Annotated in this window: 17 protein-coding genes; 12 read left to right on the top strand and 5 right to left on the bottom strand. The window is 70.3% G+C overall.

The window, feature by feature from the left end:
• Positions 1-114: 114 nt before the first annotated feature.
• From JOD54_RS32055 to JOD54_RS32045, 3 genes are all read right to left on the bottom strand, one after another.
• Positions 115-1,089 carry a TolB family protein gene (locus JOD54_RS32055; protein WP_307860451.1) on the bottom strand — a complete coding sequence of 325 codons (975 nt, stop codon included), beginning with the start codon at positions 1,087-1,089 and terminating at the stop codon, positions 115-117.
• Entirely contained in the window at positions 1,086-2,330 is a 1,245-nt protein-coding gene (locus tag JOD54_RS32050; RefSeq protein ID WP_204455668.1) for an MFS transporter, read from the bottom strand. Before JOD54_RS32050 ends, JOD54_RS32055 begins: the two co-directional genes overlap by 4 nt.
• An 80-nt stretch (positions 2,331-2,410) precedes the next feature.
• On the bottom strand, positions 2,411-3,805 hold the full coding sequence (locus JOD54_RS32045) for a CBM96 family carbohydrate-binding protein (protein WP_204455667.1): 1,395 nt from the start codon (positions 3,803-3,805) through the stop codon (positions 2,411-2,413).
• Positions 3,806-4,123: 318 nt separating this feature from the next.
• On the opposite strand from JOD54_RS32045, the gene trpB reads away from it, so the two are divergent.
• The 3 genes from trpB to JOD54_RS32030 all read left to right on the top strand — a co-directional run bounded on the left by trpB (position 4,124) and on the right by JOD54_RS32030 (position 6,914).
• Complete coding sequence (gene trpB / locus JOD54_RS32040) at positions 4,124-5,314, top strand: tryptophan synthase subunit beta (protein ID WP_204455666.1); 1,191 nt, start codon at positions 4,124-4,126, stop codon at positions 5,312-5,314.
• Positions 5,311-6,063 carry a tryptophan synthase subunit alpha gene (gene trpA / locus JOD54_RS32035; RefSeq protein WP_307860450.1) on the top strand — a complete coding sequence of 251 codons (753 nt, stop codon included), beginning with the start codon at positions 5,311-5,313 and terminating at the stop codon, positions 6,061-6,063. Before trpB ends, trpA begins: the two co-directional genes overlap by 4 nt.
• 107 nt (positions 6,064-6,170) lie before the next feature.
• Complete coding sequence (locus JOD54_RS32030) at positions 6,171-6,914, top strand: GntR family transcriptional regulator (protein WP_204455665.1); 744 nt, start codon at positions 6,171-6,173, stop codon at positions 6,912-6,914.
• 54 nt (positions 6,915-6,968) lie between these two features.
• On the opposite strand, the gene JOD54_RS32025 is transcribed toward JOD54_RS32030, so the two are convergent.
• Positions 6,969-7,913: a S1C family serine protease gene (locus tag JOD54_RS32025; RefSeq protein ID WP_204455664.1), complete on the bottom strand. Its 945-nt coding sequence runs from the start codon at positions 7,911-7,913 to the stop codon at positions 6,969-6,971.
• Between the two features lie 132 nt (positions 7,914-8,045).
• Between JOD54_RS32025 and JOD54_RS32020 the strand changes: the two genes are divergently transcribed.
• From JOD54_RS32020 to JOD54_RS31995, 6 genes are all read left to right on the top strand, one after another.
• A complete protein-coding gene (locus JOD54_RS32020) occupies positions 8,046-10,118 on the top strand; it encodes a S9 family peptidase (protein ID WP_204455663.1) in 2,073 nt (690 codons plus the stop codon).
• 146 nt (positions 10,119-10,264) lie between these two features.
• The gene (locus tag JOD54_RS32015) at positions 10,265-11,221 is read left to right on the top strand and encodes an LLM class F420-dependent oxidoreductase (protein WP_204455662.1); all 957 of its coding nucleotides are present in this window, start codon (positions 10,265-10,267) and stop codon (positions 11,219-11,221) included.
• Between the two features lie 90 nt (positions 11,222-11,311).
• Entirely contained in the window at positions 11,312-12,757 is a 1,446-nt protein-coding gene (locus JOD54_RS32010) for a pyridoxal phosphate-dependent decarboxylase family protein (RefSeq protein WP_204455661.1), read from the top strand.
• The gene (locus JOD54_RS32005) at positions 12,748-14,013 is read left to right on the top strand and encodes a lysine N(6)-hydroxylase/L-ornithine N(5)-oxygenase family protein (protein ID WP_204455660.1); all 1,266 of its coding nucleotides are present in this window, start codon (positions 12,748-12,750) and stop codon (positions 14,011-14,013) included. Before JOD54_RS32010 ends, JOD54_RS32005 begins: the two co-directional genes overlap by 10 nt.
• Before the next feature lie 41 nt (positions 14,014-14,054).
• Complete coding sequence (locus JOD54_RS32000) at positions 14,055-15,752, top strand: IucA/IucC family protein (protein WP_204456918.1); 1,698 nt, start codon at positions 14,055-14,057, stop codon at positions 15,750-15,752.
• Entirely contained in the window at positions 15,749-17,101 is a 1,353-nt protein-coding gene (locus JOD54_RS31995) for a type I glutamate--ammonia ligase (protein WP_204455659.1), read from the top strand. The genes JOD54_RS32000 and JOD54_RS31995 overlap by 4 nt, the downstream gene beginning before the upstream one ends.
• On the opposite strand, the gene JOD54_RS31990 is transcribed toward JOD54_RS31995, so the two are convergent.
• Positions 17,098-17,574, bottom strand: a complete 477-nt coding sequence (locus JOD54_RS31990) for a GtrA family protein (RefSeq protein WP_204455658.1) — start codon at positions 17,572-17,574, stop codon at positions 17,098-17,100. The two genes, JOD54_RS31995 and JOD54_RS31990, sit on opposite strands and share 4 nt — an antisense overlap.
• Before the next feature lie 160 nt (positions 17,575-17,734).
• Here JOD54_RS31990 and JOD54_RS31985 point away from each other — a divergent pair, with 160 nt between their 5' ends.
• Genes JOD54_RS31985 through JOD54_RS31975 form a run of 3 tightly spaced genes read left to right on the top strand, consistent with a single transcriptional unit; the run spans position 17,735 to position 21,269 of the window.
• Positions 17,735-18,499 (top strand): TIGR03084 family metal-binding protein, encoded by a 765-nt coding sequence (locus JOD54_RS31985; RefSeq protein ID WP_204455657.1) that lies wholly within the window; start codon positions 17,735-17,737, stop codon positions 18,497-18,499.
• On the top strand, positions 18,496-20,136 hold the full coding sequence (locus JOD54_RS31980; RefSeq protein ID WP_204455656.1) for an acyclic terpene utilization AtuA family protein: 1,641 nt from the start codon (positions 18,496-18,498) through the stop codon (positions 20,134-20,136). The genes JOD54_RS31985 and JOD54_RS31980 overlap by 4 nt, the downstream gene beginning before the upstream one ends.
• Positions 20,133-21,269, top strand: a complete 1,137-nt coding sequence (locus JOD54_RS31975) for an acyl-CoA dehydrogenase family protein (protein ID WP_307860447.1) — start codon at positions 20,133-20,135, stop codon at positions 21,267-21,269. The genes JOD54_RS31980 and JOD54_RS31975 overlap by 4 nt, the downstream gene beginning before the upstream one ends.
• The last annotated feature ends 18 nt before the right edge of the window (positions 21,270-21,287 follow it).

Raw genomic sequence — 21,287 nt, 5'->3', positions numbered from 1 at the left:
AAGACCAGGCCACGTCGATTTCATCCGCTGGGCATTGCTTGTAGCGGCTGTTCGTTGCGCCATCACACACAGATGGGGTGATTCATTAAGCGACACCCCGATCTGGTGAACGAGTCAGCTCAACGGGGATGGCGAGTTCGCGCCCTCGGCGACCAGGGTGGGCCTGCCGGTGCCGTCGGCCGGGACCGACCATACGTCGTTCACGCCGTCGTCGCGCTGCAGTCCGTACCCGACCGTGTCGTTGTCGAACCAGACGGCCTGGTCGTCCACGCTGTGCGCCTCGGCCAGGGGAGTGCTGCGCAGCGTCGACAGGTCCATCACCGACAGACGCCACCCCTTCTTCGGGTCCGCGTCGATGGCCGACTTGTAGGCGATGCGCTTGCCGTCTGGCGAGAGCGACGGGCACTCGACATTGGTGGTCAACGTCCGCACAGTGCGTGCAGCCAGGTCACCCTCGATCAGGTAGCGCTTACCGCCGGTGCCGAGGGTCGCGTAGAAGCGGTTGTCGTCGGAGGTGAACGTGACACCCCAGTAGTTGAAGTCGACGGCCTGGGAGGGCTTGCCTTCGACAGTCGCGGAGAACTCCTCTAGTGAGTGCACCTCAGCTCCGGTCTTCGTGTCGAGGATGCCGGTTTGTGTGGAGAACCCGGTGGTCGCGTAAGAGTGACCGTCGATGAAGACCGTCCACGACACCATCCGGCCACTAGAGGACACCTTCAGCCGGTTGGGGAAGCCGGTCAGCGGCAGCGTCTTACGCTCGTTGAGCTTGTCGTCCAGCACTACCAGCTTGGTGCCTACGAGGGCGTCCACAGGCAGAAGGCACACGTTGGTCCGCGCAGCGACATAGGCGCGGTCGCAGCGGCGGTCGCTCAGCGACCTCGGAGCGCTCGGGTTGGTCGCCGAGACCACGGAAACGACGCCGTTGGTGAGGACCTGGAGGTTGCTGTGGTCAACCTCCCGCAGGGGACCGGGGTTGCTCGCCAATGGCGTGTCGGCCGGGGCCGATCGCACCACGTAGAACACCGCCGCGCCCGCCAACACCGCCGCCGCGGCGAGGGCGATGAGGATTCGGTTCTTGATACTCATCATGACTGCACGCTCCGGTTCACCCGCGCGAAGATCAACGCGGTCACGACAATGGCGACGACGACAGCGACCGCGGCGGCGACACAGGCCGCGGTGGGGCCCCACAGCTGCCACGAGAGGCCGAACAAGACTGAAGAACCCAGGTACGCCAACGCTTGCCCGGTCTGCACCAAGGCCATACCGGTAGCGCGCAGCGACTTCGGCAGGACTCGACCCGCCAGTGCCATCAGGACGCCATCGGTCGCGGCGTAGAAGACGCCATAGAGCACCAGGACAAGGATGATCAGCGGTAGGCCCTCTATAGAGCTGACCAGTGCCAGGTAGACCAACGCGAGCGCGCTATAGCCACCAAGCATGACCTTCGCGCGACCGACCTTGTCGGCCAGCACGCCTAGAGGGGTCGCCAGCAGCAGGTAGACCAGGCTCGTACCTACGGCCAAGAGGGGGAACCAACCCATAGAGAGGTCCCCGCGCTTCTGAAGCAGCAGGTACACGAACCCGTCGCCGACCACTACGAGTCCCAGCAAGGATGCCGCCAGCAAGAGACTCCCGACGCCCTTGTGCCGCAACAGCCCCACAGCAGCTCGGACGTTCACTGCCTTGGGCGCGATGTCCTCTCGCCTATCCCGAACGAACAGCACGAGGACAACAACACCGAACGCGGCGACCAGGAAGCTGACGAAGAACACCGCATCGAACTCTTGCGACCCCGCCCACGCGAGTACACCGACCGCTGCCAGCGGACCGATGAACGCGCCCATGGCGTCCATCGAGCGGTGCACCCCGAACGCGCGACCCAGTTGGTCCTCAGGGGTCGACAGCGTGATCAGCGCATCCCGGGGTCCGGTGCGCAAACCCTTGCCCGCCCGGTCCGCGGTGATGGCCGCCCCAATCGCCGCAGCGGAGTTCCCGGCGGCGATGAGTCCCAGCTTGGCTATGGCCGCAAGACCATAGCCAACGCCCGCGACGGCCTTACGCCGTCGAGTGCGGTCGGCGACATAGCCACCGACGAGTCTGAGCAGAGCGGTGGCTCCCGTGTAGAGACCGTCTAGAGCGCCGTAGGCGAGTGGGCTCAAACCTAGGCCCACCACGAGGTACAGCGGTAAGACGGCGGTGACCATCTCAGAGGAGATGTCGGTGATGAGGCTGACCGAGCCCAGCGCGATGACGTTGCCGCTCACCCGGCGCCTTCGCCGGCTCGACTCCTCGGCCACCTCTGGTCGGCTAACCGTGGACAGGTACACCCGCGACCTCCATGGGGGAGTGCCGCCGGGCCAGGGAAGCCCCCGACCCGGCAGCACAACGACTTAGCGCCTAGCAGTTCCTAATGACAGGCGGTGTTGCCGCTGTCGTTGTAGGTCTTTCCCGCTTCGGGGACGAACTGCCAGTCGTAGCTGTTGGCGTGCAGGGTGAACTTGAGGACGCCGTGGGTGTTGCTGTTGCGGGCCTCGCTGTTGGGCTGGATGGTGCCGAAGCCGTAGAAGCCCGCACCGCCCATGCCCGCGACGAAGTGCCGGATGCCGCGCGCCGAGTCCGCCGTGCCGCTGGGGTTCATCGGCGCGAACCGCTCGTACTGGTGGTTGTGGCCGGTGACGACGACCTCGGCGTTGTAGTCGTAGAGGGCCTGCACCAGCGGGCCCGCGGAGGTGTCCGGCGCGTGGTTGGACCCGGAGGTGAACCGGGGCTTGTGCCAGTAGGCGAGGGTGCACGGCTTGGTGTTGGCGGCCAGGTCAGCGCGCAGCCACTGCTCCTGAGCCGAGCCCGTCGACTTGCTGATCTCGCTGTTGAGCGAGACGACGTGCCAGTTGCCCAGGTCGTAGGAGTAGTAACCGCGACCCGACGGGCCCGCCTGCGCGCCGAAGTAGTTGTAGTAGCCGGTGGCGCCGGAGGTGTTGTAGTCGTGGTTGCCGGGGGACGGCTTGGTGCGCGCCTTGTGCCTGCCCCAGGTCGGGTTGTAGTAGGTGGTGAACTCCGACGCGGTGCCGTTGGTGTAGACGTTGTCGCCGGTGGTGAACACAGTGCCCGCGATGTTGTCCAAGAGCGCGGCGGTGGCGGTGTCACCGGAACCCGAGTCGGCGATGTCACCGGCGCCCACGAGCACGGGGTCACCCGAGGGCTGTGTTGTGGTGGTCGGCGGGGTGGTCGTGGTGGGGGTGTCCGTGCTGACCACCAGCTGCGGAGCGGTCGACGACCCCGACTCGCGCGAGTCGTAGTCGGCACCGTCGCTGTTGGTCGAGGTGATCGCGATGCTGTAGGTGCCGTTGCCGGTGACGAGCGAGCCGACGTTGACCTCGTACCAGGCGTTGCGGCTGACCGAGCCCAGGGTCGCCAGGGTGGCGCCGTCGATCGCGGGCTGGTTCGACCAGGTGGTGCCGGTCTCCGACCACGACGTGCTGCTGAGCCCCTTGACCGTGCCGCCTGCGGGGCTGTTGGACCCGCTGACGTCGTCGGTGTGCACCCGCAGGGTCGCGCCGGTGACCGGGGCGGTCAGGCCGCTGACGGTGAACCGCAGGAAGATCCGCTTGACCGGGGAACCGTCCACCCCGAGCTGGCCGGAGGTGCCGTAGTTGGTGCCGGTGCTCCCGTTGTCGACGTAGGTGTCGGCGACCGGGGTGAACGTGCTGGTGGCCGCGGTGGCGGTGGGGGCGGAGAGCACCGCGACGGCGGTTGCCGCGACGACGCCCACCACCGCGGTCACCACCCCTGCGGTCCTCGTCATCCGACTGGCCTTGCGACTGGACATGTCCAAGCCTTTCCCTGGTTCGGTAGTCCGTTCGGGATCACCACCTTTCTGGCACTCGCCGAACGATCACCACGGCGTTCCGGACCGTCAGATGGCCGGTGGGTGAACAGTCCGCTTGGGCTTCTCGGCGCCCCCGGTACAGCGGCGGAAACCGGCCACCGCCACGTCAGGGCCTTGCGGTTCCGTGCCGCGAGACGCTCCGTGACCTCTGCTCAGCTCTAGAACTTGTATCACAAGAGTTCTAGAACAGAAATGTCTTGACTTCGCCGACCCGGCTCGATGAGTATCGCTGTCATGACCAACACCACGATGGGTCCGCCCTCGGCGAGGGGGTTCTTCGGGCGCTTCGGCGGCCGGTTCGTCCCCGAGCCGGTCATGCCCGCCTGCCTGGAGCTCGAGACCGCCTTCACCGACGCCTGGGCCGACCGGGACTTCCGCGCCGAACTGGACGCCCACCTGCGGCATTACGCCGGGCGGCCGTCCCCGGTGACCGAGTGCCACCGCCTCGGCGACCTGCTCGGCGTGCGGGTCCTGGTCAAGCGCGAGGACCTCAACCACACCGGCTCACACAAGATCAACAACGTCCTCGGCCAAGCGCTGCTGGCCAAGCGGATGGGCAAGCGGCGGGTGGTCGCGGAAACCGGGGCCGGGCAGCACGGGGTGGCCACCGCGACCGCCTGCGCGCTGTTCGGCCTCGAGTGCGTCGTCTACATGGGCGAGGTCGACGTGGCCAGACAACGGCTCAACGTGTTCCGCATGGAATTGCTCGGCGCGACGGTCGTCCCGGTCACCTCCGGCAGCCGGACGCTCAAGGACGCGGTTAACGAAGCCTTGCGGCACTGGGTCGCGACCGTCGCCGACACGCACTACTGCATCGGTTCGGTCATGGGACCCCACCCCTACCCGTGGCTGGTGCGCGAGTTCCAGCGCGTCATAGGCGACGAGGCCCGCGCGCAGTGCGCCGAAATGCTCGAAGGCGGCATCCCCACCCACGTCCTCGCTTGTGTTGGCGGCGGATCCAACGCGGCGGGGATCTTCGCGGGCTTCGCCGACACCGACGCTGAGCTGATCGGGGTGGAGGCCGCCGGTGGTGCTGCCATTGGCGGCGATCTCGTCGGTGTCGTCCACGGCTCTAAGAGCATGTTGCTGCAGGACGACGCAGGTCAGGTTCTAGAGGCCTACTCGGTGTCGGCTGGCTTGGACTACCCCGGCATCGGACCCGAACACGCGCACCTCGCCGACATCGGGCGGGCGAGCTACCCGTCGGTCACCGACGACGAGGTCATGGACGCCGTTCGCGTAGTGAGCCGGACCGAGGGTCTTATCCCCGCGTTGGAGTCCGCGCACGCCTTCGCGTACTTGCTCCGCGAAGCGGGCGGGTCCATCCCGTACGGCTCAACCGTGCTGGTCAACCTGTCCGGCCGCGGCGACAAGGACATGGAGCAGATCAGCGACCTGCTGGCCAACCCCAAGGAGACCCAGTGACCACCCTCGAGGCGAGCCTGCGCGAGGTAGGCCGACCTGTACTGATGCCCTATGTCACCGGGGGCGTTAGCGAGAACTGGTTGGACTACGTCCACGAGGCGGTGGACGCCGGTGCGGACGCCATAGAGATCGGAATCCCCTTCAGTGATCCGGTGATCGATGGTCCGGTCATCCAAGCTGCGTCTGTGCGGGCCCTAGAGCGTGGAACCACGCCGGACACGGTCCTGCAGGACTTGGCCGCCTATAGGGGTTCGGTGCCTCTTGTCGTGATGACCTACTACAACCTCGTTCACCGGTATGGCCACGTTGCCTTCGCGCGCAGGCTCGCCGAAACGGGCGTAGGCGGTGTTGTGCTCGCGGATCTGCCGATGGAAGAAGCCGCTGAATGGACTGAGGTCGCCGAAGAGTTCGGTATCGCCACAGTGCTCCTGGCGGCTCCCAGCACACCGGACGGTCGCCTGGAGGAGCTGTGCGCGCGCAGCCAGGGGTTCGTTTACGCCATGGGCGTCATGGGGGTCACCGGCGAGCGCGCCGTCCTCGCGGATTCCGCCCGCACCACCGCCGATCGGGTCAAAGCGGTGGCCGACAAGCCGGTGCTGGTGGGGGTCGGCGTCTCGACGCCGGACAACGCCGCCGCGCTCGCCGAGCACGCCGATGGTGTGATCATCGGTGCTCCGGTGATGCGGCGGATCGCCGAGGGCGGGTCCGTGGGCGACCTGGTGGCGGGGTTCCGGTCGGCACTGGGCTGATCATCGGGCCACCCGGTCGTGGACCCCGGTCGTGGACGGGGTCCAGAGTGGATCTCCCCCGGCGGTACGGTGGGACACCCACGTTTCCCACGAGCGGGAGGTCCGGCTTGCCGCCGAAGTACGTCGCGATCCAAGACGACCTGGTGCGCCGGATCGCCACCGCGGAGTTCCGCGCGGGCAGGCCGCTGCCGCCGCAGCGGGAGCTCAGCGAGGAGTACGGGGTCAGCCTGATGACCCTGCGGCAGGCGCTGCGCGCGTTGGAGGACGAGGGGATCGTCGAGCAGGTCGCGGGCAAGGGCACCTTCGTGCGCGCGCACCGGGTGCCCTACCTGGCCGCGGGCCTGGGCAGCATCGTCGACGACCTCGCGGCCCAGGGCATCGCGATGACCACGGTCCAGTTGCGCGCGGAAGTGGTGACCCCGTCACCGGACATCGCGCGGCGGCTGCGCGCGGACCGGGTCCTGGAGGTGGAACGGTTGCGACTGGTCGGTTCCCGGCCGGTCGTGCACCAGCTCTCGCGCATCCCCAACCCGTTGGGGGGCGCGCTGGTGGACGCCGACTTCCGCACCAAGTCGCTCTACCACCTCTTGACCGAACTCTGCGGCAAGGTCCCAGCCCGCGCCACGGAGACCATCGCGCCTATAGCGGTGAACGCGGAACTCGCGACCCTCTTAGCCGTACCGCAGGGATCCCTGTGCTTGCGCAGTACCCGGTTGACGCTAGAGCGCGATTCCACCCCGCTGGTCGACGACGAGGCCATCCTCGTCAGCGACCGCATGGAGGTCACCATAGAGCGGGAGACCACCACACAGGAGTTCCGCTACCGCGTAGGCAGCTCCACTCAGGACTGACACGGGTAAGGGCCGCGCGACCCCGATCGCGCGGCCCAGCTCCCCGAGGTTCTCTTAGCTGATCTGGGTCACCACCTCCTTCGCGGTGTCGATCGGGATGCTGAACCCGATGCCGACGCTGCCCGCCGAACCGTCCATGCTGGACACCGGCGAGTAGATGGCCGAGTTGATGCCGATGACCCTGCCGAGGGTGTCGAACAGCGGGCCGCCCGAGTTGCCCTGGTTGATCGACGCGTCGGTCTGGATCGCCTTGTAGGACACCGCGCCGGTGGTGGCGGCGCTGCCGCGCATGCCGCGTGAGCTCGACTCCGACGGGATCGACACGTCGCGGTCGAGCGCGCTGACGATGCCGGTGGTCACCGTGCCCTGCAGTCCGGCGGGCGAGCCGATGGCGATGACCTCGTCGCCGACTTTGACCTGCGACGAGTCGCCCAGCACGGCCGGGGTGAGGCCGCTCACCCCGTCGGCCTGGATGACCGCGAGGTCGGCGCTGACGTCGGTCCCGACGACCTTGGCCGTGGCGGTCGTGCCGTCGGAGAAGGTGACGGTGATCTCCCGGGCGCCGTCGATCACGTGGTTGTTGGTCAGGATGCGGCCGTCGGCGGTCAGGACCACGCCAGAGCCGATGCCCTCCGCGGTGGAGGTGCGGGTCGTGATCTCGACGACGGTCGGCATGACCTTCGCCACCACGGCGCTGACATCGGTCGGTGTGGTGGCCGACACGGTCTGCGCCGAAGCGCTGACGGTGGTGAACGGGGTGCTGGCCCCGTCCGAGCCGAAGTACGCCCCGGCGGCCCCGCCGAGCACCCCGGCCCCCAGCACGGCGGCGGCCACCAGCGCCACCGTGCCGCGCCGGACCTTGCCGCGCGGGGGTTCTGGGAGTCCGGGACGGGGCAGGAACGCCGGGGGGATCGATCCGTGGACCGGTCCGGGAAACGGTCCGTGGCCGGGAACCGGCTGCTGCTGGTGCGGGATCTGGGGCTGGGGGTATCCGTCCATGCCACTACTGTCGGCGCCGCGCATGTGAGGAACCTGTGGAATCCCAAGGGGTTGGCCAAGAAACCCGCGCGGGCGCCCACCAGCCGGGAGCACGGGCTGCCGCGGCGGGCCCGCTGCGGCTAGGTTGTCCGCGTGACCAGTGAGAACTCGTTCCTCCGCCTACAGGCGAGGACCCAGCGCTTCACCCTCGGCTCGCCGAGGGAGTTCCGGATCGCCCCCGACGGCGGTCACCTGCTGTTCCTGCGGTCGGGCTCCGGCGAGGACCGCACCCACCTCCTGTGGCGGCAGGACCTCGGCACCGGCCAGGAGACCCGACTGGGTGACCCGGCGGTGCTGCTCGGCGGCGCGGAGGAGCTCTCGGACCAGGAGCGGGCCAGGCGCGAGCGCAGCCGCGAGCAGGGCGCCGGTGTGGTGGGCGTCGCCACCGACAGCGCGGCCCGGGTCGCGGCCTTCGCGCTGTCGGGCAGGCTCTTCGCCGCCGACGCGGTCACCGGTGACACCCGTGAACTGCCCGTCGCCACCCCGGTGGTGGACCCGCGGCCGAACCCCACCGGCACCCACGTGGCCTACGTCGCCGACAACGCGCTGCGCGTGGTCGCGGTCGACGGCACCGACGACCGCGCGCTGGCCACCCCCGAGGGTGAGGACCGGGCCTGGGGCCTGGCCGAGTTCATCGCGGCCGAGGAGATGAACCGCTCCCGCGGCTACTGGTGGTCCCCCGACGGCACCAGGCTGCTGGTCGCGCACACCGACCGGCGCGAGGTCCAGCGCTGGCACATCGCGGACCCGGCGAACCCGGGCAGCGAACCCGCCGTCGTGGCCTACCCGGCCGCGGGCACCCCGAACGTGTACGTCTCGCTGGCGGTCATCGGCCTCGACGGCACCCGCGTCGACGTCGACTGGGACGGCGTCGACCTGCCGTACCTGGTCACCGCGCACTGGTCGACCGGGGGCAAGCCGCTGATCGCGGTGCAGTCGCGCGACCAGCGCGAGGTCCAGGTCCTGGCGGTCGACCCCGACACCGGCGTCACCGAACTCCTGCACACCGAGACCGACGAGCACTGGGTCGAGATCACCCCCGGCGTGCCCGCGTGGACCCCGTCCGGCGAGCTCGTCCGCGTCACCGCCCGCGACGGCGCGAACCGCCTGGTCGTCGGCGACACCGAGGTCAGCGGCGACCTGCAGGTCCGCGCGGTCCTCGACGTTGCCGACGACGTGCTCTACACCGCGTCGGCCGACGACCCGACCCAGGTGCACGTCTACGCGGGCGACCGCCGCCTGTCCACTGTGGACGGCGTGCACTCGGCGGCCAGGTCCGGCGACGTCGTCGTGCTGACCTCGTGGTCGCTGGACTGGTCCGGCCCCAGGGTCCAGGTGCTGCGCGGCGGGCAGGCGGCGGGCGAGGTCGCCAGCCACGCGGTCGACCCCGGCGTGACCCCGAACGTCCAGTTGCTGACCGTCGGCGAGCGCGACCTGCGGGTGGCCCTGCTGTACCCGACCGGCCACGTCCCCGGCAGCCGCACGCTGCCCGTCCTCCTGGACCCCTACGGCGGCCCGCACGCGCAGCGGGTGCTCTCCACACGCAACGCGTTCCTGGCCCCGCAGTGGCTGGCCGACCAGGGCTTCGCGGTCTTGGTCGCCGACGGCCGCGGTACCCCCGGGCGGGGTCCCGAGTGGGAGCGCGCCATCGCGGGTGACTTCGCGGGCCCCACCCTCACCGACCAGGTGGACGCGCTGCACGCCGTGGCCGCCAACCACCCCGACCTGGACCTCACCAAGGTGGCGATCCGGGGCTGGTCGTACGGCGGCTACCTCTCGGCGCTGGCCGTCCTGCGGGCGCCCGACGTCTTCCACGCCGCCATCGCGGGCGCCCCCGTGACCGACTGGCGCCTCTACGACACCCACTACACCGAGCGCTACCTGGGGCACCCCGACGAATCCCCCCAGACCTACACGAACAACTCCCTGATCGACGACGCGCCCAAGCTCGACCGGCCGCTGCTGATCATCCACGGCCTCGCCGACGACAACGTGGTCGTGGCGCACGCCATCCGCCTGTCCAGCGCCCTCGTGGCCGCCGGGCGCCCGCACGCGCTGCTGCCGCTGCCGGGGGTCACGCACATGACGCCGCAGGAGGACGACGTGGCGGAGAACTTCCTGTTGCTGCAGGTGCGCTGGCTGAAGTCCGCCCTGGGCGTGGCGTAGCCGGACCGGGGTGCGGTCCGATCGGGGCCGCACCCCAGCGGCGGTTTGTCCAAGTTCCCCGGCGAAACCCGTGTGTCGCCCCACCTCCACCCCTGAGCACCGCCGGTACCCTCCGGCGACGGTTGTGGCTGGTTGGGAGGGGTGGCATGGCATCGAGGTGGGGGCTTTCACTGCCGTTGAGCGGGATCCCGCTCCCCGCGCACCGCGACCTGGTCCGTTCCTTGCCCGATCTCGGCTACACGGACCTCTGGTCCGCCGAGACCGCGGGTACCGACGCGTTCACCCCGTTGGCCCTAGCGGCCGAGTGGGCGCCAGCGCTGCACCTCGGTACCGCCATCGCGCCGGTCTTCACCAGAGGGCCCGCTCTGCTCGCGATGAGCGCCGCGACGATCGCCGAGTTGGCCCCGGGCAGGTTCACCCTGGGCATTGGCTCGTCCTCGGCCACCATTGTCGAGGGCTGGAACGGGGGTGTGTTCCATCACCCCTATAGGCGCGTTCGGGACACGCTTGTCTTCCTGCGTGCCGCACTCGCGGGCGAGAAGGTCAGTGCCGACTACGACACCTTCTCCATTTCGCGGTTCCGGCTGGACCGCCCGCCGGTCACGCCCCCGGACATCATGGTGGCGGCGCTGAAGCCGGGCATGCTCCGGTTGGCCGCAAGGCTCGGTGATGGAGCTATCACGAACTGGGTGGCCCCAACCGACGTCGCGGCCGTAAGAGCCGAATTGACGCCCGACACGGAACTCGTGGCGCGGATTCTCGTGTGCCCGACCAAGGACAAGGACGCGGCGCGGGCGTTAGGCAGGCTCCTGATCAGCAGCTACCTGACGGTCCCCGTCTATGCGGCCTTCCACGAGTGGCTCGGCAGGGGAGAGGCGCTCCGGCCGATGCACGAGGCGTGGGCGCGCGGTGATAGAGCCGCCGCGAATGCGGCGATTCCGGACTCGGTGGTGGACGAGCTGATCGTGCACGGGCACCCCGATGAGTGTCGTGAGCGGGTCGCTTCCTATGTGGACGCCGGGGTCGGTGTTCCGATCCTGTCCGTGCTGCCCACCGGCGAAGACCCCGCCGAGGTCGTGCGCACCCTGGCGCCGAAGGGCTGAGCCAAGCAAGATCCCCAGTGTCGCTCGATCGGGAAAGGTGGCCGCCCACTATCGTAAGTAAGGATAGGCAAACCTAAGAAAGGCGCGGGGATGGTCCGGGTGCACGCGAACGGGCTCGACTGGGTACCGGCCGGGGTCGGTGACACGACCGCCGCGCTGGCGGGGGCGGAGACGGTGGGCGGACTGGTGGGGGTCGCGCTGGCCGCGCTCGGAGCCGGGGTGCGTGAACGCGGGGGGCCGCTGCCCGCGGGCGGACCGGCCGCGGTCGAGCGGACCATCGCCACCCTGGACCCGCTGCCGGTGACCGGGATCGGCGCCGAGGCCGCGATCGCGGAGCTCTCGGCCGTGCTGGCCACCGGGTCCGCCGATCCGGTCGACCCGTGGTGCGCCGCGCACCTGCACTGCCCGCCGCTGGCGGTCGCCGCCGCCGCGGACCTGGTCGCGAGCGTGCTCAACCCCTCGATGGACTCCTGGGACCAGGCGCCCGCCGCGAGCGCGCTGGAGCGGGCGCTGACTGACCGCGTGGCCCGGTTGTGCTACCCGCGAGCCGAGCGACCGGACGCGCTGGTCACCAGCGGCGGCACCGAGTCGAACCTGACGGCTGTGCTGTTGGCGCGCGAAACCCTCGGTCCCGACCTGGTCGTGGTGTGCGGCGACAACGCCCACCACAGTGTGGCCCGTGCCGCCTGGCTGCTCGGCCTGCCCCGCCCGATCACCGTCCGCACCGAGGCCGACCGCCTCGACCCCGACCGGCTCGCGGCCACCCTGGCGACCCTCGACCGGCCCGCCGTCGTCATCGCCACCGCCGGAACCACGAACTCCGGCGCGATCGATCCCCTCCCGGCCATCGCCGAGGTCGCCCGCGCGGCCGGGGCGTGGCTGCACGTGGACGCGGCCTACGGCGGCGCGCTGCTGTTCAGCTCTTGCCGCCGGGCGCGGCTCGCGGGTATCGATCAAGCGGATTCCATCGCGCTGGACCTGCACAAGCTGGGTTGGCAGCCGATCGCGGCGGGGATCATCGCCTGCCGCGACACGGAGTTGACCGCCAAGCTCGCGACCCGCGCCGACTACCTCAACGCCGACGACGACACCGAAGCGGGCCTGCCCGACCTGCTCGGCCGTTCGCTGCGCACTTCACGCAGGCCGGACGCCTTCAAGATCGCCGTCACCGCCCGCGCGCTGGGGACCGCGGGGCTCGGTGAACTCGTCGACCGCTGCTGCGACACCGCCACCGACGTCGCCCGGGCCGTCGCCGCGCACACCCGCCTCCGGCTGTGGGGAGAGCCGACACTGTCCACGGTCCTGCTGCGGCCGCGCGCGGCCGACGAGTCCGACGACGGCGACGCGCTGGTCGCGGCTGTCCGAAGAGGACTCCTCGACGACGGGGTCGCCGTGCTCGGCCGGGCGGCGATGCCCGATGCCGACGGCACCCCCCGGCTCTGGCTGAAGCTGACGCTGCTGCACCCCCACGCGACCCCGGAGCACTACCTGCCGCTGCTCGACCTGGTGGCGGACAAGGCGGACCAGTGCCGCTAGACCTGGTCGGGGTCGGAATCGGACCGGCGAACCTGTCCCTGGCCGCGCTCGCGTCCGGGGTCGACGTGCGCGCGCGGTTCTTCGACCGCGCGCCCGCGTTCCACTGGCACCCCGGCCTCCTCATCGATGGCACCACCCTGCAGGTCCCGTTCCTCGCGGACCTCGTTTCCCTGGTGGACCCCACCCACCCGCTGTCGTTCTTGGCCTACCTGCGCGACAAGGGCCGCCTGTTCCCGTTCTACTTCGCCGAGCGCTTCCACATCCCGCGCGCCGAGTACGACGACTACTGCCGGTGGGCTGTCAAACGTTTGCCTTCCTGCTCCTTCGGGCAGAACGTGACAGCGGTTCGGTGGTCCGCGGCGCAAGAAGCCTTTGAAGTCGTCACCGAGGCCGAGACCGTCCTAGCCCGCAACGTGGTCTTGGGCATCGGCACCGAGCCCGTGATCCCCGAACCGCTAAGAGGCGTCGCGTACCACTCCGCTGAGTACTTAGGCGTGCGCGACAGCCTCTTAGGCCTCGACGACGTCACGGTCGTTGGTTCCGGTCAATCCGGTGCGGAGGTCTTCCTCGACCTCTTACGCAGACGGGGCGGCGGACTGAGATGGCTCACCCGCACCCCAGCCTTCGCGCCCATGGAGTACTCGAAGCTCGGGCTGGAGCAATTCACCCCGGACTACACCCGCTACTTCCACGGCCTCCCTGAACCCACCCGCGACGCCCTCGTCCCCACGCAGTGGCAGCTCTATAAGGCGATCAGCGCGGACACCATCGCCGACATCCAGAACGAGCTCTATGACCGCACTGTCGGCGGTGGTTGGCCAGATGTCTCCCTCACCCCCGGCGTAGAGGTCACAGCGGCCTATAGAGCCGACGCGGCGATTGAATTGACCCTGCGCCACAGGCACCAAGGGGCCACAGCCACCATTCGCACCGACGCAGTGGTGTGCGCGACCGGCTATGCCGAACGCGACGCCGCGCGCCTGCTGGGGCCGCTTATCGGTCCACGCGACGCGGCGGGCCGCTTCACCGTCGACGCCGAGTTCCGGGTCGGCCTCGCTGAGGGCATCACCGGGTCGGTTTTCGCGCAGAACGCCGAGCGCCACACCCACGGCGTCGGCGCCCCCGACCTGGGCCTGACCGCCTGGCGGTCGGCGACCATCCTCAACGCCGTGACCGGGCGCGCCGTCCACGCGCTGCCCGAGCGCACCGCGTTCACCACGTTCGGGCTCGTGCGGGAGAGAAGGAGGGCGACGTGACGGCTGCTTGGCGGGACGCCGGAGCACTGGTGACGCACAAGATGCTGGGGGAGTTGAGCTACGAGGGCCTGCTGCGGCCCGAACCGGACGGCCCCGGTTGGTGGCTGCTGCGCCTGGGCGAGGTCGGCTACCGGTTCCAGGCGCGCCGGGGCGCGTTCGAGTCGTGGGCGGTGCGCCCCGGCAGCGCCACCCGCGACGGCGAACCGGTCGACGACCCGCGCACCCTCGTCGTCGACGCCCGCGCTGAGCTGGGCCTGACCGGGCTGCGGCTGGCCGACGTGCTCGCCGAGCTGACCGCCACCGTCACCAACGAGGCCGCCCGCCTCGGCCACGCGCCCACCGCAGCCGAACTGTCCACCTTGGACTACGACGAGGCCGACGGGCACCTCACCGGCCACCCCAGGCTGGTGCTCAACAAGGGGCGGGTCGGGTTCTCCGCGCACGACAGGGCCAAGTACGCCCCCGAGTCCGGCGCCGGGTTCGCGCTGCCCTGGCTGGCCGTGCACCGCGACCACGCCACCTTCGCCTGCGTCGGCACGCTCACCGAGGAGAAGCTGCTCACCGCCGAGCTCGGCGCCGACAAACTCGCCTCCTTCCGCGCCAAGCTGGCCAACCCCGCCGACTACGTCCTGATGCCGGTCCACCCCTGGCAGCTCGACGAGGTCATCGGCACCCTCTACGCCAAGGAACTGGCCACCGGGGCCGTCGTCGCGGTCGGCGAGAGCACCGACCGCTACCGCCCGCACCAGACCGTCCGCACGCTGGCCAACGCGTCGCACCCCAGCAGGCTCGACGTCAAGACCGCGGTGTCAGTGCGCAACACCCTGGTGTACCGGGGTTTGGCGGCCGCGGCGACGCTGGCCGCCCCCGAGGTGACGACCTGGCTGCGCGGGGTGCACGAGGGCGACGAGCTGCTGCGCGACCGCTACCGGTTCGACCTGCTCGGCGAGGTCGCCAGCGTCTCGGTGCGCCACCCGCTCTTCGGCGCGGTCGACGAGCTGCCCTACCGGTTCCACGAGACCCTCGGCGCGCTGTGGCGGGAGCCGATCCGCACCCGGCTCGCCGACGGGGAGCGGGCGATCTCCTTCGCCGCCCTGCCCTACCGCGGTGCCGACGGCGTCTCGGTGATCGCGCACCTGATCACCGGGTCCGGTCTGTCCACCGAGGACTGGGTGCGCGGGCTGCTCGACATCCTGCTCACCCCGCTGCTGCACTGGCTGCTCGCCCACGGCGTCGGCTTCTGCCCGCACGGGCAGAACCTGATCCTGGTCGTCGGCGAGCGGGGCGCACCCAAGCACGTGGCCATCAAGGACTTCGCCCAGGGCGTCGACCTGCTCGACGAGCCGCTGCCCGGCTACGACCGGCTCGGGCAGGCCGCCCGTGCCGACATGCTGCGCTGGCCCGCGCACCTGCTGGCCCAGTCCCTGTTCAGCTCGGTGTTCGCCGGTCAGCTGCGCTTCCTCGCCGAGATCCTGGACGAGGAGCTCGGCTTCGCCAGGCCGCGGCTGTGGGCGCTGGTGCGGGAGATCGTCTCCGCCTACCGCGACGGGCACTCGGAGACCGCGGCGCGCTTCGACGCCTGCCGGTTGTTCGCCCCGGACGTGGAGCGGGTCTGCCTCAACCGCGAGCACCTCGCCGGGCAGGGCTTCGACAAGGTCGACCGCGACGACGAGTTCGACGTGCGGTTCGGCCGCGCGCTCAACCCGCTGGCCGCCCCCGACCCGGACGGTGCCTGGTGAGCGTCGAGCACCGCAGGCCGGTCGGCCCCCGGACCCTGGCCGAGCGCGCCCAGGCCGCCTCGGCGCTGTCCGGGGCGCTGCGCGGCGCCGTCGCCGCCGGGTCGGTGCGCCGGGTCGTGTGCCTGGTGCCCGACCCGCACGCCCGGTTCGCCTCGGTGGAGCTGGCGGCGGACTTCTTCGTCGACAGCGTCCTGACCGGCGGCTACGGCATGTGCGCCTACGTCTTCGGCTGGAACCCGGCCCGCCAGGCGGTCAACGCCCCGGCCGTCGACCAGTTCCTCGGCGGCTACGGCGACCTGCGCATCCGGCCCGACCTCGCCACGCTCACCCCCGACGGCCCGGACACGTGGCTGGTGGTGTGCGACGTCGAGTGGCCGGACGGCCGGTCGATCCCCGAGGCGCCGCGGTCGACCCTGCGCGACCAGGTCGTGATGGCCGAGAAACTGGGGCTCGTCCCGTCGGTCGGCATCGAGCACGAGGTCACCTTCACTACGCCCGAGGGAGTTCCTCTTACAGGAGGAGGCCTCGACTACGCGGTCGGTGGCCTATCGCCACTCTCCGGCCTCCTTAAGGACGTTCGGTCGGCGCTATACGACCTCGGGTTGGGTGTGGAGTCCGCGCGCGGCGAGTGCCACCCCGGCCAGTACGAGGTTGTGCAGCGACATCGAGACGCCTTGGCTGCGTGCGACGACGCGATGCTGCACCAACTCGTAGTCCGTCGGGTCGCTGCTGAGCACGGTGTCCGCGCGGGGTACTTGGCGGCGGAGTCCTCCGGCACCGGTGGGTCTTGCCATGTGCACCTGTCCATATCGGACCCGTCCGGTGTGTCGCTGGTGGCGGGGGCGAAGCCAGGGCAGGTGTCGACCCTCTTCGGCCACTTCCTCGCGGGTGTCCTGCGCGCAGCACCGGACCTGACCGCGTTCTGGGCGCCTACCTGGAACTCTTACGTCCGCCTTCGCACGTCACCGTTCTCGCCCCGCTCGCTGCGGTGGGGGAGTGATGACCGCACTGCCGCCGTCCGGCTCGCTGGGCATGGGCCGTCGCTGCGGATGGAGGCCCGGTTCGCGGGCGCGGACGCCCAGGTGCACCTTGTAGTCGCCGCCTTGATCGCTGCTGGTGTTTCCGGTGTAGAGGAACGTTTGGCGCCGCCGCCCGAGAACAAGTTGGTCGGCGACCTGGCGCGGACGCCGTGGGAGGCCTTGCAACGCCTAACGACATCCAAGCTCGCGGTGGCCCTCTTGGGGCAAGAGGTGGTCGACAACCGTGTGGCGATGCTCGGCGAGGAGTTGGATGCGGGCCTAGAGGCGGTCTCGTCGTGGCAGCGCGAGCGAGGTGATCTGCGCTCTTAGGGCTTCTCGCGGAAGACGATCCACCGCATGCACACGTACATGTAGACCGCCTCGCACGCCCCCGCGGCGAGGCGGGCCAAGTGGTAGTCGACGCCGAGCGCGGCCAGCCCGCTGCCGACCCCGAGGATCCAGGCGAGGTAGTTGATCGTCACCACCACGACGTACTTGCCGACCTGCGGCCCCACATCGGCGTGCGAGCGGAAGTTGAGCGCCCGGTTCAGCACGAAGCTCAGCCCGAACGCCGCGATGTACCCGATCGTGATGCTCACCGGCAGCGGCCAGCCGAACCCGCTGCGCATGACGGTCAACAGCGCCAGGTCCACGCCGAAGGTGAACCCGTTGATCACCGCGAACCCGAGCAGGCTCGGCGGCACCACCCGGGACAACCCGAACGGCAGCCGCCGCACCACCGCCGCCATCAGCGCGGCGAACCGCTCCCCGCGCTCCGCGCGCCTGGTCTCCCGAACCGACATACCGCCATCCTGGCGACACCGGGTGTCCGGTTGCCGTCGCCCAGGCGAACGCCAGGCGGTCAGGGCCACCCGATCGGCTGATCCACGCGGTCACCGCGGCCAGCGAAACAATCAAGCATGAATGCTTGAAAAGGTGGGTCGCCCGTGTCACCGTGGGGTGGTGATCGACCTGTCCGCCCTGCTCGCCGACCTGCGGGCCGAGGGCGCCGAACTGGACGCCGCCGTCGGTGACCTGCCCGCGGCCGCGTGGACCACGCCAACCCCCGCCCCCGGCTGGACGGTCGCCCACCAGATAGCCCACCTGACCTGGACCGACGACCGAGCCCTCCTCGCCGCGACCGACCCCGACGCGTTCACCGCCGAGTTGGGCCAGCTCACCGCAGGCATCGTCGACGAGTCCGCGGAGGCGGGCGCCGCACTCCCGCCTGCGGAGTTGCTCCACCGCTGGCGCACCTCCCGAGACCGCCTGGCCATCGCCCTGTCCCGCGCCACGGGCAAGCTCCCCTGGTACGGCCCCCCGATGAGCGCGACCTCGATGGCCACCGCCCGGATCATGGAAACCTGGGCCCACGCAGGCGACGTGACCGACGCCCTGGGCATCCGGCGAACCCCCACCCCCCGCCTCCGCCACATAGCCCACCTCGGCGTCCGAACCCGAAACTTCGCCTACCTGGTCCGGGGCCGTCCGGTGCCTGTGGAGGAGTTCCACATCGAACTGACCGGCCCGGACGGCGTGTGGACCTGGGGACCTCCGGACGCAGCCCAACGCGTTCGCGGCCCCGCCCTCGACTTCTGCCGTTTGGTCACGCAGCGGGTCCACCGGGCGGACACGGCGCTGGTGGCGGTGGGTGTGGATGCTGAGGTGTGGTTGGGGATCGCGCAGGCCTTCGCTGGGCCGCCGGGGGCGGGGAGGAGCAGGGCATGATCCGCATCGGGAACGCGTCTGGGTTCTGGGGGGATCGGTTCGACGCGTTCGACGAGATGGTGACGGGGGGTGAGCTCGACGTCGTCACCGGGGACTACCTGGCTGAGTTGACCATGTTGATCCTGGGGCGGCAGTTGCTCGGGGACCCGTCGGGTGGGTATGTCAGGACGTTCTTGCGGCAGTTGGAGCGGTCGTTGGTGACGGCCGTGGACAGGGGCGTCAAGATCGTCACCAACGCGGGTGGGTTGAACCCGGCCGGGCTCGCCGACGCCGTTCGGGCGTTGGCCGCCGATCGCGGGCTCGACGTGCGGGTGGCGCATGTGGAGGGTGATGACCTTCGGGGGCCTGAGTTCCCGGACGCGCTCACCGCCAACGCCTACCTCGGTGGGTGGGGGATCGCGGCCTGCCTGGCCGCGGGGGCGGACGTCGTGGTCACCGGGCGGGTGACGGACGCGTCGCTGGTCGTCGGGCCTGCGGCGGCGCACTTCGGGTGGGCGCGCGACGACTTCGACCGGCTGGCGGGGGCGACGGTCGCCGGGCACGTCCTGGAGTGCGGCGCGCAGGCCACCGGCGGCAACTTCGCCTTCTTCACCGAGCTCGACGCCACCCGGCCGGGGTTCCCGATCGCCGAGGTGCACGCGGACGGCTCCTCGGTGATCACCAAACACGCGGGCACCGGCGGCGCGGTCACCCGGGAAACCGTGACCGCGCAACTGCTCTACGAGATCCAGGGCGCCGACTACCTCGGCCCCGACGTGACCACCCGGTTCGACACGATCACCCTCACCGACGACGGCCCCGACCGCGTCCGGATCAGCGGCGTCCGGGGTGCGCCGCCGCCGGAGACGGTCAAGGTCTGCGTGAACACCCTCGCCGGGTTCCGCAACAGCGCCACCTTCGTCCTCTGTGGACTCGACATCGAGCGCAAGGCCGAGCTCGTCAAGCGGCAGATCGGGTTCGCAGGCGTCTCCTGGACCCTCGCCCGCACCGACCACCCCGACGCCGACACCGAGGAGACCGCGAGCGCGCTGCTGCACGGCACGATCAGGACCCCCGACCCGGCGATCGCGAAGGCGTTCTCCCGCGCCACGGTCGAGTTGGCGTTGTCGAGCTACCCCGGGTTTACCCTCACCGCGCCGCCCTCCGACGGCACCCCGGTCGGCGTCTACCGCCCGGTGCACATCCCCCCGGAGGCGGTCGACCACGTCGCGGTCCTGCCCGACGGCACCCGCCAGTCGATCCCCTGGACCCCAGGCTCTCCGTCGCGGCAACGGGCGGTCGAAGCGCCCCGAGTCACGTTCGGGGCTACCAGGCGGATTCCACTTGGGACAGTCATCGGCGCCAGGTCCGGCGACAAGGGCGGCGACGCGAACCTCGGTGTGTGGGTGCGCGATCAGAACGCTTTCCCTTGGCTGGCAACGGAATTGACCGCCGATCGACTGCGCGAGCTGCTGCCCGAGACCGCGGAGCTCGCCATCGACCGCCACCTGCTGCCCAACCTCAACGCCGTCAACTTCGTCATCCACGACCTGCTCGGCCAGGGCGTTGCCGCGTCGACCAGGTTCGACCCGCAGGCAAAAGCCCTAGGCGAGTGGCTGCGCTCCCGGCACGTCGAGGTCCCGGAGGAGCTCCTGTGAACCCGTTCGACACCCCCGAGCGCCGTGAGCTTAGGGCGACGGTTCGCCGCTTCATGGCCGAGGAAGTGTTGCCACACCTGGACACCTGGGAGCGCGAAGGTGAGCTGCCGCGCTCGCTGCACCGGGCGGCGGGCAAGATTGGTCTGCTCGGCGTCGCCTTCCCCGAGGAAGCGGGTGGCGGTGGCGGAGACCTCATCGACGCCATGGTGGTGGTCGAGGAGATGCACTACGCGGGCGGTTCTGGCGGCCTCATCGCGGGCCTGTTGACCTGCGGAATCGCCCTGCCGCACCTGGTTCAGGCCAACCAGTTCGACCGCTGGGTCCAGCCGACCCTGGCGGGTGAGCTGATCGGCGCCCTCGCCATCACCGAACCCGACGGCGGCTCCGACGTCGCGAGCATCCGCACCACCGCCGTCCGCGACGGCGACCACTACATCGTCAACGGTGCCAAGACCTTCATCACCTCGGGCGCCCGAGCCGACTTCGTCACCACAGCCGTGCGCACCGGAGGCCCTGGCGCGCACGGTATCTCCCTGCTGGTGGTCGAAGCGGGCACGCCGGGGTTCACTGTGGACAGAACACTGGAGAAGATGGGTTGGCACTGCTCCGACACCGCTTCGCTGTCCTTTGTGGACGTGAGGGTTCCGGTGGTCAACCTGGTGGGCGCGGAGAACGCCGGGTTCATCCAGATCGCGGTCAACTTCGCCGCCGAGCGGCTGACCCTCGCCGTCCAGGCCTACGCCGCCGCCCAGCGGGCCCACGACCTCACCGTCCAGTGGTGCCGCGACCGCGAGACGTTCGGTCGCCCGCTCATCTCCCGCCAGTCGGTCCAGATGACCCTCACCGACATGGCCCGCCGCATCGACGTCGCCCGCACCTACACCCGGTCGGTCGCCGCCAGGCACCTCGCCGGTGAGGACGTCGTCGCCGAGGTCTGCTTCGCCAAGAACACCGCCGTCGAGACGGGGGAGTGGGTGGCCAGGGAGGCGGTCCAGCTGCACGGCGGGCAGGGGTACCTGCGCGAGTCCGAGGTGGAGCGGCAGTACCGCGACATGCGCATCCTCGCCATCGGCGGGGGGACCACCGAGATCATGACCCTGCTGGCGGCCAAGCGGCTCGGCCTCACCGGGTAACCCTCCCGATCGGGTGGT

Source organism: Actinokineospora baliensis, assembly GCF_016907695.1.
In the GTDB taxonomy this organism is placed as follows: domain Bacteria; phylum Actinomycetota; class Actinomycetes; order Mycobacteriales; family Pseudonocardiaceae; genus Actinokineospora; species Actinokineospora baliensis.
This window is presented reverse-complemented; position numbering and strand designations above follow the sequence as displayed.

Bases quoted from the DNA above. Each gene is read 5' to 3' on its own strand.
- JOD54_RS32055 (WP_307860451.1), bottom strand. From the start codon at position 1,089: ATGATGAGTATCAAGAACCGAATCCTCATCGCCCTCGCCGCGGCGGCG.
- JOD54_RS32045 (WP_204455667.1), bottom strand. From the start codon at position 3,805: ATGACGAGGACCGCAGGGGTGGTGACCGCGGTGGTGGGCGTCGTCGCG.
- trpB (WP_204455666.1), top strand. From the start codon at position 4,124: ATGACCAACACCACGATGGGTCCGCCCTCGGCGAGGGGGTTCTTCGGG.
- JOD54_RS32025 (WP_204455664.1), bottom strand. From the start codon at position 7,913: ATGGACGGATACCCCCAGCCCCAGATCCCGCACCAGCAGCAGCCGGTT.
- JOD54_RS32015 (WP_204455662.1), top strand. From the start codon at position 10,265: ATGGCATCGAGGTGGGGGCTTTCACTGCCGTTGAGCGGGATCCCGCTC.
- JOD54_RS32010 (WP_204455661.1), top strand. From the start codon at position 11,312: ATGGTCCGGGTGCACGCGAACGGGCTCGACTGGGTACCGGCCGGGGTC.
- JOD54_RS32000 (WP_204456918.1), top strand. From the start codon at position 14,055: ATGCTGGGGGAGTTGAGCTACGAGGGCCTGCTGCGGCCCGAACCGGAC.
- JOD54_RS31990 (WP_204455658.1), bottom strand. From the start codon at position 17,574: ATGTCGGTTCGGGAGACCAGGCGCGCGGAGCGCGGGGAGCGGTTCGCC.
- JOD54_RS31980 (WP_204455656.1), top strand. From the start codon at position 18,496: ATGATCCGCATCGGGAACGCGTCTGGGTTCTGGGGGGATCGGTTCGAC.